This window comes from Pseudomonas schmalbachii, assembly GCF_017589465.1.
Taxonomy (GTDB): Bacteria; Pseudomonadota; Gammaproteobacteria; order Pseudomonadales; family Pseudomonadaceae; genus Pseudomonas; species Pseudomonas schmalbachii.
This window is the reverse complement of record NZ_JAELYA010000001.1, coordinates 1,147,954-1,159,725: the sequence shown is the minus strand read 5'-3', so window position 1 is coordinate 1,159,725 and position 11,772 is coordinate 1,147,954. Positions and strand designations below refer to the sequence as shown.

12 protein-coding genes are annotated in these 11,772 nt (G+C 60.5%); all 12 read left to right on the top strand.

Features of this window, described 5'->3' with window-relative positions; all coding sequences use genetic code 11:
• Positions 1-49 precede the first annotated feature (49 nt).
• The 12 genes from JFY56_RS05165 to JFY56_RS05110 all read left to right on the top strand — a co-directional run bounded on the left by JFY56_RS05165 (position 50) and on the right by JFY56_RS05110 (position 11,399).
• A complete protein-coding gene (locus JFY56_RS05165; RefSeq protein WP_236032424.1) occupies positions 50-859 on the top strand; it encodes an ABC transporter permease in 810 nt (269 codons plus the stop codon).
• Positions 849-2,582: a GspE/PulE family protein gene (locus JFY56_RS05160; RefSeq protein ID WP_208312403.1), complete on the top strand. Its 1,734-nt coding sequence runs from the start codon at positions 849-851 to the stop codon at positions 2,580-2,582. Before JFY56_RS05165 ends, JFY56_RS05160 begins: the two co-directional genes overlap by 11 nt.
• A 5-nt stretch (positions 2,583-2,587) precedes the next feature.
• Complete coding sequence (locus tag JFY56_RS05155; protein WP_208312402.1) at positions 2,588-3,778, top strand: type II secretion system F family protein; 1,191 nt, start codon at positions 2,588-2,590, stop codon at positions 3,776-3,778.
• A 79-nt stretch (positions 3,779-3,857) separates the two neighbouring features.
• Complete coding sequence (gene gspG, locus JFY56_RS05150; protein ID WP_208312401.1) at positions 3,858-4,292, top strand: type II secretion system major pseudopilin GspG; 435 nt, start codon at positions 3,858-3,860, stop codon at positions 4,290-4,292.
• Positions 4,261-4,671 carry a prepilin-type N-terminal cleavage/methylation domain-containing protein gene (locus tag JFY56_RS05145; RefSeq protein ID WP_208312400.1) on the top strand — a complete coding sequence of 137 codons (411 nt, stop codon included), beginning with the start codon at positions 4,261-4,263 and terminating at the stop codon, positions 4,669-4,671. The genes gspG and JFY56_RS05145 overlap by 32 nt, the downstream gene beginning before the upstream one ends.
• A complete protein-coding gene (locus tag JFY56_RS05140) occupies positions 4,668-5,111 on the top strand; it encodes a PulJ/GspJ family protein (protein WP_328824804.1) in 444 nt (147 codons plus the stop codon). Before JFY56_RS05145 ends, JFY56_RS05140 begins: the two co-directional genes overlap by 4 nt.
• Positions 5,108-5,701, top strand: a complete 594-nt coding sequence (locus JFY56_RS05135) for a prepilin-type N-terminal cleavage/methylation domain-containing protein (RefSeq protein WP_208312399.1) — start codon at positions 5,108-5,110, stop codon at positions 5,699-5,701. The genes JFY56_RS05140 and JFY56_RS05135 overlap by 4 nt, the downstream gene beginning before the upstream one ends.
• On the top strand, positions 5,691-6,731 hold the full coding sequence (locus tag JFY56_RS05130) for a hypothetical protein (RefSeq protein ID WP_208312398.1): 1,041 nt from the start codon (positions 5,691-5,693) through the stop codon (positions 6,729-6,731). Before JFY56_RS05135 ends, JFY56_RS05130 begins: the two co-directional genes overlap by 11 nt.
• Positions 6,646-7,749, top strand: a complete 1,104-nt coding sequence (locus tag JFY56_RS05125) for a hypothetical protein (RefSeq protein WP_208312397.1) — start codon at positions 6,646-6,648, stop codon at positions 7,747-7,749. Before JFY56_RS05130 ends, JFY56_RS05125 begins: the two co-directional genes overlap by 86 nt.
• Positions 7,750-7,761: 12 nt before the next feature.
• Positions 7,762-8,349, top strand: coding sequence for a hypothetical protein (locus JFY56_RS05120; protein WP_236032422.1), 588 nt, complete (start codon positions 7,762-7,764; stop codon positions 8,347-8,349).
• 199 nt (positions 8,350-8,548) lie between these two features.
• Positions 8,549-9,106, top strand: coding sequence for a hypothetical protein (locus tag JFY56_RS05115; protein WP_208312396.1), 558 nt, complete (start codon positions 8,549-8,551; stop codon positions 9,104-9,106).
• Positions 9,024-11,399, top strand: a complete 2,376-nt coding sequence (locus tag JFY56_RS05110; RefSeq protein ID WP_236032421.1) for a type II secretion system protein GspD — start codon at positions 9,024-9,026, stop codon at positions 11,397-11,399. The genes JFY56_RS05115 and JFY56_RS05110 overlap by 83 nt, the downstream gene beginning before the upstream one ends.
• Positions 11,400-11,772 lie beyond the last annotated feature (373 nt).

Sequence of the window (11,772 nt, the reverse complement as noted above, 5' to 3'; positions counted from 1 at the left end):
TCCTCCGCCCGTCTCATGCTGGACGGGCTCTGGATCAGCCGGGGGCCTCTTGTCCGATCGTTCGACTTCCAACTGCTATCACCCACTGCTTCATCGCGCGAAGCTGACGCTGTCGCTGGCGCGCCGGGATGTCGAGTCTCGTTATCGGGGCGCTCTCCTGGGACGGGTCTGGATGTTCCTGTCCCCGCTCCTGATGCTGCTGGTCTACACCTTTGTTTTCGGCCATGTGCTGAAGTCGCGCTGGGGTAGTGACCAGGACACCGCTTCCTTTGCCCTGGCACTGTTTTCCGGTCTTCTGCTCAATGGAATCCTGGGGGATTGCCTCTCTCGAGCAGCGTCCGTGGTCCATGGACACGCCAACTACGTCAAGAAGCTGGTCTTTCCCCTCGAAGTCCTTCCACTGTCCCTGCTGCTGTCATCCCTGGTGAACGCGCTGTTCGGCTACCTCATCCTCATGATGCTCATGCCGCTGCTGGGGCATCCATTGACGTGGGGTGTGCTCCTGCTGCCGTTCTTCATCCTGCCGTTCCTGCTCTGCGTCGGTGGCCTGAGTTATGTAATCGCTGCACTGGGCGCCTACTTCCGTGACGTGAACCAGATCGTGCAGTTCTTCCTCGTGCTGACCCTGTTCTTGAGTCCGGTGCTTTACCCGCTGACAGCATTGCCGGAAGACGTTCGCCCCTACCTGGCACTGAACCCGTTGACCATTCCCGTGGAGATGATCCGCTCGGTCCTGTTCGGAACACCGATGCCGGCATCCATGCAGGTAATTGCCTATTTCGCAGCATCGTGCCTGGTCGCGCTGCTCGGGCTAGGGATGTTCCTGAGGGTCAAGGACGGTTTCGCCGATGTGCTCTGAGCGCGCGCGTGAGTTGCCCGTATTTCCGGCCGACTCGTTGCCTTTGGGGCAGCGCCTGATTCAGCAGGGATTGGCCAGCACCCAGGAGGTGGAGCGGGCACTGGAACTGCAGAGCCGCATCGGTGGGCGCCTGGGCGCCATCCTGATGCGGTCGGGAGTTATTTCTGAGACTGCCTTGCTGGATGTATTGACCGAGCAGCTGGGTATGCCACTGGTCGGTCGCCACCTGGAGGCACCGGGCTTTCCAGAGCTGGCGGCATTCCTCGACGGCACCCGAATCAATCTCGACTGGTTCCTGACCGAACAGGTGGTGGTCTGGGACGACGGCGACACGGGCCTGTGGATCGCCGCTCGCGATGTGCTGGAGCCGTCGCTGCATGATGTGCTGCGCTACTTCTACCCTGAGCGATCCCTGCAACTGGTGCTGTGTCGCTCACAGGATCTGGACGCCTGGCTGCAGTTCCTGAACGAGCGCGCCCAGACAGAAGGGCGGCAGACGGCAATGTTCGCCGACGACGATATCCGCCATCTGCGTGAGATGGCCGAAGAGGCGCCAATCGTCGAACTGGTCAACAACGTGATAGGCCAGGCCATCGAAAAGCGAGCCTCTGACATCCATATCGAGCCGCGCGAATTCAATTTCCACGTCCGCTTTCGTGTCGATGGCGTACTGCAGTCGCAACTGACGTTGCCTCAGGACCGGTTCGCCGCCGTTGTATCGCGGATCAAGCTGATCTCCGCCATTGATATCGCAGAGCGACGCCTGCCGCAGGATGGGCGAATGAGCATCCGGGTCGGTGGGCAGGAAATGGATGTGCGTGTTTCCAGCTTGCCAGGCGTGCATGGCGAATCGGTGGTGATGCGTCTGTTGCCCAAGGAGTGCGACGGGCTGCGTCTGGAAAACCTTGGCATGCTGCCTGATCACCTGGAGCTGATGCGTGCCTGGACCTGTGAGCCCCACGGTATCGTACTGGTTACCGGGCCGACCGGCTCCGGCAAGTCGACCACGCTCTATGGCTGCCTGGAGTCCATAAATGACGGCGTGCGCAAGATCATCACGGTAGAGGACCCGGTCGAATACCAGGTGCCGAACATCACGCAGGTCCAGGCGCACGCCGAAATCGGCCTGACTTTCGCGGCAGCCTTGCGCTCGATCCTGCGGCAGGACCCCGACGTGATCATGATCGGCGAGATCCGTGATCTGGAAACCGCGGAAATTGCCGTGCAGTCGTCCCTGACCGGTCATCTGGTGTTCTCCACCCTGCATACCAACGATGCGGTCAGTGCTTTCACCCGCCTGATCGACATGGGGGTCGAGCCGTTCCTGGTGGCCTCGCCGGTACGCGGCGTGCAGGCTCAGCGACTGGTGCGTTGCCTGTGCCCGCATTGCGCGGTTTCCTGCGTGCCCGAGTTCGACACCGAGGAGGTGCGGCTGACCGAGGATACCGCACGCCATCTGTTCCCCGACGGAACTCCCAACTGGCGGAGTGCCGTCGGCTGCAGTCATTGCCAGGGTACAGGCTACCGCGGCCGCCTGGGCATATACGAAATGATCGATGTCCGTCCCGAGATGCAGGAGTTGATCATGCAGCGAGCACCGGTCGAGCACATGCGCCGGCTCGCAGCGCAGCAGGGCTTCCGCAGCATGCGCGAGGATGGTTTCTTGAAGGCCTGGATGGGCCTCACTTCCCTGGACGAAGTCCACCGAGTGACCAGCGGCTGATCGGTATGCGATTCCACTATCAGGCGGTCGACCGCCACGGTAAACGCTGCAAAGGAGAGGTGAATGTCGCTTCGCAGGCGGATGCTCTGCGTCAGTTGGACCATCAGGGGCTGACACCGCTGCATCTGCACCCGGTGCAGCGTGTAGCGCCGCGCGGTGGTCGCAGGTTGAGGGCCGAGGAGCTGAACATGGCCCTCTATGAACTGGCGACCTTGCTCGCGGCTGGTGTCAGTCTGGCCGAGGCAGTCGAGGCTCAGGAGCGTTCGACACAGCACCCGCGCATCGCTTCCGCCCTGCAGTCGATGGGTGAGGGGCTTCGCCAGGGCAAGTCCTTTCCGCAGGTACTGGAGTTGGCGGGGCTGCCGCTGCCGCGCTATGCCTACCAGTTGGTCGCCGCCGGCGAAATGACTGGCAATCTCGCCACCGCGCTGCGCGATTGCGTGGAGCAGATGGAGTATGAGCGGCGAACCCGCGATGAGATCCGTAACGCGTTGATCTACCCGAGCATCCTGGTGCTCAGCGGTGTGGGGGCGGTCGCCATGATGTTTGTCTTCGTTGTCCCCAAGTTCGCCAACCTGCTCGAGCACGCAGACAAGCTGCCCTGGCTCGCCTGGGCCGTGCTGAGCAGCGGGGTGTGGAGCAAGGCTCATGCCATTCCTCTGTTGCTGGCGATGGTGCTTGCGGTGTTCGTTGGCGGTGCGCTTTCCCGCCATCAAGCCGTTCGCGGTCGCGTGCTCGATGGCGTGTTGCGCTTGCCGCTGCTGGGAGAATGGCTGTTGCAGGCAGAAATCGCGCAATGGTCGAAAGTGCTCGGCACGCTGCTTGGCAATCGGGTTGCACTGGTGGATGCCCTGCGCCTGGCGGGAGAGAGCGTACGCATCGGCCATCAGCGAGAACTGCTGGAGCGGGTCACCCAGGATGTGCGCGGTGGAGCCGCGCTGTCGACGGCGCTGGAGCATCGCCAGGCGATCACGGCGACCGGCGGCAACCTGGTCCGTGTTGGTGAGAAGTCGGGGCGGCTGGCGGACATGCTCGATAGCCTGGCCTCGCTCTATGAAGAGCAGGGGCGTTCCCGGATGCGTAAGGTGCTGGCCCTGGTCGAGCCGCTGGCGATTCTCCTGATTGGTGCAGTGTTTGGCGTGATCATTACTGGCGTAGTGCTGGCGATCACCAGTGCCAACGACATCGTGATGTGAGCTCGTGCGACGGTCTGAAAACAGGTGGAAAGGACCGAGCCGCCGGGCCGGGTCCAATGTGAAGGAGAGACGGAGACGTATGGCGAGGCAAAAGCAGCGGGGATTCACCCTGCTGGAGATGATCGTGGTGTTGGTGATCATCGGATTACTGATGGGACTGGTCGGGCCCCGGTTATTCAGCCAGGCCGACAAGGCCAAGGTGCAGACTGCCGAAACACAGGTGAAGATGCTCAAGGGGGCCTTGATGACCATGCGCCTGGATATCGGCCGTTTGCCGACAGAGCAGGAAGGCCTGGCTCTGCTCAACTCACCGCCCACCGATGAGCGTATCAAGGCTTTCTGGAAGGGACCTTACCTGGAGGGCGGGGTTCCGCTCGACCCCTGGAATCACCCCTACGGTTACAGCGACAAACCAAGCCTGGAGCAGCCGTTCACGCTGTACAGCCTGGGCGCCGACGGCCAGCAGGGCGGGGAAGGCGACAATGCCGATATCGGTTACCTGCCCCGGCAGTGAACGCCAGTCAGGATTCACCTTGCTCGAGCTTGTGGTGGTTCTGGCCCTGGTCGCGGCTTTGGGAGCGATAGTCCTGCCCAGCTTGCTGAAGATGCAGGAGGCTTGGCGACGGCATGTGGATCTCCAGGACATTGCCAGCCAGCTCAGGAGCCTGGGATACCGCACCAGGCTGCAGGCGCGGGAAACGATTATCGGTGCCGACGGAGCGTTACCCGCGGACATGCTGAGTCTGCCGGCCGGCTGGACGTTGTCGGCGCGGCAGCCTTTGGTCTATCTCGCCAATGGAGCGTGCCTGGGAGGCGAGGTGAGCTTGCAGCATGAAGATGTCGTGCAGGTCATGCAGTTAATGGCGCCTCTGTGTCAGCCGGAGTTGCCGTGATCGGGCTGTCCCGGCGGCAGGCCGGTTTCACGCTGTTGGAGGCGGTGGTAGCGATGACCTTGTTGGTCGTAGTGGGTGGGGCCTTGCTGGCCTGGCTGAACACCGGCTTCAAGACAGTCGAGCGCATGACCGAGGTGCAGCGCCGGATCGAGGCGTCGCGCACCGCACTGGCTTATCTCGAACGTATCAATCCGATGCTGCAGCCGTCCGGAAGCGTGCAACTGGGAAGCTACCAACTGGAGTGGAACAGCCAGCCCCTGACCGCGGTACGCCCGGTGGTCGGACGTTACAGCGGCAGTCCGGGACCTTTCGATGCGGGGCTGTTCCGTGTCGAGGCGATTCTCCGTGAGCCCGGCTTGCCGGAATTCCCCTTGTCGCTGGAGCTGGCAGGGTATCAGCGGGTCCGTAATGCCCAGGACCAGGGAATGGACGAGCAATGAGCGGTCCCTCTCGTCAATCCGCTTTCACCCTGCTCGAACTGCTGGTGGTGCTGGTACTGGTGGCCTTCATCACGACGCTGCTCATTCAGGGGATGAACTATGTCGCGCGAGTGAATGACAGCTTCTTGCGCGCCGGGGAGCAGCGGCAGCTGCGGGAACTTGCCTTTGGCTGGTTCGTCGACTCGGTATCGTTCCTGGCGGCGCCGTTACGCAACGAGGTGACGATGCGTTTTCGGGGCGATGTGCGCAGCTTCGAGGGACTGACACTGGCGAGCGTTGATCGTCGAGAAGGCATTCCCGTTCCTTTTGCTTTCCGCATCGAGCCGGTTCCTGACGCCGCCGCTGGCGAAGTCGATTTCATCTATGTAAGACGTCGGGAGTCGCGGCGCTGGCCGCTGTTGCGGCTGCAGGGCGATCCTCGCTTCCAGTATCAGGATGCCCAGGGCGTCTGGCATCCGGAGTGGCCACCGGTGCCGGAACTGGCGGACAGCTTGCCAGAGGCGGTGGCTCTCTACTCGAGCGAAGGCACGCTGTTCCTGCTGGCGACCGTGCAGACGCCCAAGTACAGGATAACGATCGATGATCGCTGAGCGGGGCGCGGGTGCTGGAGCGGAGCGAGGATTCGTGCTGGTTGGGGTGATCTGGTTCCTGGCCTGCATGACCATGGTGGTCGCCGCTGCGGTGTTGTGGATCGAGCGCTCCAGGGACGGCGTGGAAGCGCAGCGTGAACTGCTGCAAAGCAGTTTCGAGGAACGCTCGATGCTGAGTCGTCTTATCTGGTTGATCGCAACCCATCGTATGACCGTGGCAGGCCAGACCACGCCTGAGAGCATTGCTCCCGAGGATGGCGGCATGGATCCCTCGATCCTGCCCGCCGGCGCCGAACTGCCGGTGGACGGGCGTGAATACTGCGTGGCCAATGGCAGTTGTTTCACTCTGATCGATCGCGCATCCCGGCTGAGCCTTAGCGCAAGCGACCCGGCGGCGATCCAGTCACTGCTGGTCGGTATGGGCGTACCGGTGGAAAGTGTTTCGCCCATGTTGGTCGAGCTGGCTGTGTACCTGCGTGGCGGCCAGTACGAATCCGTTGGACAGCCGCGAATCCCGTCGCTCCGTGCTCTTCGCTCCCCTATGGAGGTCTTCCTGCTGAGCACCTGGCAGCCCTGGGAGGATTTGCTGGTGAGGCGAGGCTGGTGCGAGGTGGCAACAGTGGATGAGCCGGCACTGAATCTCAATTCCGCTGCGGCCGATGTACTGGTTTTTGCCTGGGGAATACCCGCCGACAGCGTGGCCAGTTTGCTGGCGATCCGTGGCGAGCACCCCATCGTCCAGAGTAGGGACCTGGATATGCTGCTGGGCGCCCACGCCGATGGTTTGCCACAGGAGGGCTGGTCGCGCCTGCCAAGTTCGACACTGTTGATACGTCTGCGGCCGCGGGACGGCCCTGCTCGCTACGAATATCAGGTGAGCTTCGAATCCAGCGATTTACGCCTGCCTCCCTGGCAGTTTTTACAAAGGAGGACATTGCCATCCCATGTCTCTGATACAGCGCTTCCACAGGAAGTCCACGCAACTCCTGGCATTCTCGCCGCCCCGCTTGTGGCAGGTCCGTGGCGATGACGGGGCGTCCGTCCTGGAATGGTCCGAGCGGCCGCAGGGGTTGTGGCGCAAGGTAGTCGCTCAATGGGTGCTCGACCGGTCGCTATGTGTCTATCGCTGTGTGGATCTGACGCATGTGCCGCGGGCGCAGCGCGCGCAGGCGCTGGAAATCAAGCTGGCAAGCCTGGCGCCATTCCGGCAGTCCGGGACATACGTCGCCTGGCGAGGTGGTGTGGCATTGCTGTGGATGTGGGACGAGCAGGAGCGTTTGCAGAGTGCCGCGGTTCTGGATGACGTGCCCCGGAACTACCGCTGTATTCCGGAGACACTGCTGCAGCAGCCGGCATCAACTGGCGAGCCCGCTGGTGTTCGGATCGTCGCAGTGCGCCGAGGCGTCGACCTACAGGTCTGGAGGAGTGGTGTCCTGCTGATGAGCGTCTTCTTTCCTGCGCTGCCATCTTCTGCCCGGATTGCAGCCCTGCTGCGTGGCATTGGGGGGCTTGAGGCACTCGATCCGCGAACGCTTGCCGTGGAGTCGTTGCCAACTCTGGCGAGCGTCTGGGCTGCTCCGGTCGGGACACGGCGCCATGCGGAGTGGGAGCGCTGGGTTCCTCATGGGCTGGCGGCGGCGCTGATCCTGGGCTGTGCTTTCGAATTGGCCCAGGGCCTCTCCTGGAGTTGGGATGCGCGAGATTTGAAGTCTCGAGAGGCCGAGTTGGGTGCCCAGGTGGAGCCCTTGCTGGCGGCCCGTAACCGGGCGCTGCAGGCTAGCTCCGAAGCGGCATCGTTGCAGGCGCTGCGGCAGGCGCATTCCTCGCAGGGCGAACTGCTGCGCAGATTGTCGGCCCTACTCCCCGAAGACAGCCAATTGCTGAGTTGGCGCTACAAGGCTAATGACCTGGAGCTGCTGATCGATACGCAGCGTGTCGATCCTCGATTTTTCGTGCAGCGTCTTCAGGATGAGGGGAAATTCCATAACGTCCGCGTTGAGCCGTCGCCTCGAGGAGACGGAGTGCAGTTGACCATGAGTCTCATGTAAGGAATGGGCACGATGGACGATCTACGACGGCTGATGCGCGATCAACTGGATCACTTGTCGGCGCAGTGGCAGGAGCAGCCGCGGCTGCGGGCAGCAGGCTGGGTAATCCTGGCTTTGCTGGTGGCGCATCTGGTCGCACTCTCTGCCGACTGGCAGGAGAGCCGCAGGCACGATGTCATGGAGGCGGGGAAGAGTTTGGCGAAGATGCAGGCGCTGGCCAAGCAGGACTATTGGCCCACGCACGCCATTCAGGCTGAGGATGCACTGGCGAAACTCCGCTCTCAATTGTGGCAGGCCCGCAACCCCGCCCTGGCGCGAGCGGATGTGCAGGCTTGGCTGGATACGGAGATACGCAAGGCCGAGCTGCTGGAAGCGCGGGTGAATGTGTTGCCCCCTTTGGGGTTTGAGGAGGGGCAGCGTGATGCGCGCATCGAGGCACAGGTTCGCGGGCGTTTCGATGCTGTCAGCTTTGGAAGGTTGTTGTCGGCTCTCGAAAGTGCGCCACGATGGGTGAGCATCGATGCTCTGGAGATAAGCAACCGTGTATCCCCCTCCATCAACATGCAGTTGTCCTTCCATTTTCTGGCACAGGACCAGTGATCTGGCGGATTGCCGTCTCCTGCGTTCTGGGATGACGGTCAGCAAAGGGACAGGAAGATAAAGACTCAAGTGGGCTACAGGTCGGCTGTACTGGAGAAATTGCCCTGATATCCATTGCCGGGTGGCCATGTATCAGGAGCATCCGTGCAGAAGTTTTTGGAGGGCGCAGTGCGGAAAAGTCCTTCGGCATAGAAGGGCAATGCCTACGCACGAGAATGCCAGAATCACGCCCTCTTCATTGCAGTCACCATTACGGCGCTTCAGCCTCTGGCCTTTGATGATCTCGTTCAACTCGATTCGTTGGTATCTCCCCCTGGGTGCGTTGGGCGTAGTGGCTGGACTGATCTTCAAGCCAGTTTCGGAACCTCTTTCTGCACTGCCTGATGGCACATCCTGGAGCGTGCCCGATCCACAAACCGTGACTCTGGATCCCAACATGCCGACGCTGATTGCGAACTTGCATTGGTGGGGGGAAAGCGGGGTACAGCAGGTGGAGCAACAAGGTGTTGGCCAGGAGGCTGACGTGTCGGAAGTCAAAGTGGCTTGGCTGTTCAAGGGGGTGGTCGAGGAGGGCGGCGAGCGTTATGCACTGATCGCTCAAGACAGTCAGGCACCAGTGATCCGTTATACCCAGGGTGATGCACTCCCCGGCGGGGAGCGCCTGGAACGCATCGATGTACAAGGTGTTCGCTTCTCGCTGCCACAAGGCGGTGAAGGCAAGGATTTTGAAAGGAAACTTTATGCTCCACTTGAGTAGACCACTCGCTCCGTTTTCCCATTGTCCTTTGCTGGTTGCGATATGCCTGGGGCTGCTAGGTGGCTGCAGCAGCGAGGCTATGCGAATTCCAGAGCCGCTGATCGTGCAGGAACAGAAGCAGGACGTCGACGTGATGCAGGATGGGCGCGACGTTAGCGAAGGCACTGCCAGGGACACGAAGTCGAAAGGACCAACCTCCAGTTCAACGCCGGCTCCTGTTTCGACGCCACGTAGTGGAACGGTCGATAAGTCTGACCGGTTGGTGCTCGATGACAGTGACGCGGCGATCAAGGTCAATGTGGAAGATGTTGCGTTGCCGGCCTTCATCAATGAAGTTTTCGGCAACATCCTGAGCGTTCCCTTCGAGATCGATAACGCCCTGAAAGGGCGTAGCGATCGTGTGACCCTGCGTCTGGAGCAGCCGCAGACCAAGCAGATGGTCTACAACGTTGCTTCCCAGGTCATGGCCAATTACGGCGTGGAGATGATCAAGCAGGGGAGCGTTCTGCGTTTCCAGATCAAGCAGATTGGCCTCAGCCCCGATGAGCCTCCGATTCTCATCACCGGAGACGCGCGCCCAGACGTTCCGATCGCATACCGTCCCGTCTTCCAATTCGTGCCCCTGCACAACGTGGATCCGAAGGATGTCATTCCCTGGCTGAGCAGTGCCTATGAGAAGTCCGGTCTGGTCGCCACGGCTGACGGTCCACGTGGTGGGCTGATGCTCAAGGGAATGGCCTCCATCGTCAGCCAGGCTGCGGAGGCGGTGCGCTTACTCGACCAGCCCTTCATGCGCGGGCAATACAGTTTGCGTATTGATCCAGCGTTTATTACCTCGGAAAGCATGGCCAAGCAGCTCAAGACCCTGCTGGGTGCGCAGGGCTACAGTGCGAGCATTGGAGAGGCCTCCGGAAACATAGTTCTCGTGCCTCTGGAGAGTTCCAATGGTTTGATCGTGTTTTCCAATCAGAGCTCGTTGCTGGGCCTTGTGCGCGAATGGGCCGCCCAGGTCGATCGCATTCCGCTGGCTGGGACGGTAGATGGGGGAGAGGGTTCGGACAACGAAGGACTGTTCTTCTACGAAGTGCGGAATACGCGGGCTACCGAGCTTGGAAAATCCCTGCGCGCGCTGGTATCGGGATTGTCGCCGGGTGGTGGTGCTTATGGTCTGACATCGGACCTTGGCAGCAGTGCTTCTCGGCGAGCAGAGGCGGCCAGTCCACCGTCGATTCGGCCTGCCCCTCAGCGTGGCACTAACGATATGGGCGGCAAAGGAGCCTCGGTATCTCCTTTGTTGCAACTTGCGGGCACCCAGGCTTTGCTGGGCGGCGGCAACAATAACTTGTTGGACACCCTGGCATCGAGCGTCGCCGGTAGCGGCACTATCGTCGAGGATGAAAATCGCAATGCCATTCTCTTTCGAGGGCCGGGACGCGTCTGGCAGCAAATGCAGCCATTGATTCGACAGTTGGATCGGCCAGCCCGTCAGGTGTTGATTGAGGTCACTGTCGCCAGTGTCGACCTCTCGAACCTGGATAAGGTTGGAGTTTCCTGGGATTTTCTCAGCGGCTCGGCGAAAGGGCGCGAGACTGACTTTGCGAGACAGATATCCGGAGGCGGCGCTGGTTTTACTTATATGATCAATACGGCTGGTGGCACCAAGGCGACCTTGACTGCCCTGGCCAGCGACACTCGTACACGAATTCTCGCGACGCCGCGAATCTTGGTGAAGAGTGGGGAGCAGGCCAACATTAACGTTGGTACCGACATCCCAATCGTGACGGGGCAACAGGCAGATAACAGCAGCAACAACGGTACCTCGAACGTCCTCCAGAGTATTTCGTATCGCTCGACAGGGGTTATCTTGAACGTATCCCCAGTAGTCTATTCCAACAATCGTGTCGATTTGACAGTCAGCCAGGAAGTCAGCAATTCGAGTGGCTCTGGTAGTACCGATGGCGCTGGCGGCAATGAGAACCTGACGCCGCAAATTTCTCGGACTTCGCTGGAAACGGCTCTGACACTCCAGAGCGGTGGATCGATCTTCATGGGCGGTCTGATACGGGATAATTCGGAGGATGGCGTCGGAGGAGTCCCAATTCTCAAGGATATACCGATGATCGGATATCTGTTTGGTGCCAGAAGCACCAATACTTCGCGAAGCGAAGTGGTGATGCTGATTCAGCCTTATGTTATCGAGGGGGCCTCGGATGCCAAGGAGATTACCGATAAGCTTCGGCGCATGATTGATCCGCTTTTGAGTTGTACCAAGGCGCCAGGTGCCTGTGGGTAAGTATTGTCTACGAGGACGCAGTATGCCTTATTTATTGCTGGAGGGATTTGTAGAGAAATTCTTGAGCCTTCTCTAGTCCTATGTAAAAAGTAGCCGAGAGAAGATCGGGCTGGATAAGAAACAGTGGATATTAGAGTTTGTGAGTCGCCAATCACTTCAAACCGATTTTGAGCGACGCATCACCAGTGCGCCGGTGGTTTTCGTGCAGGGCCTGAATCCCGTGAGTTCTATTCGCACGGTAGCGAAAACCTGAAAGGGGCTTTCAGTAGGTGCTTGGGCTTTTCAGTTTGCACCTCTTGCGTATGGCAGTACGTAGCTTGCTGAAAAACTATCACCTTTCCTGTCATTAGCCAATTTAGCGGGAACCAAGCTG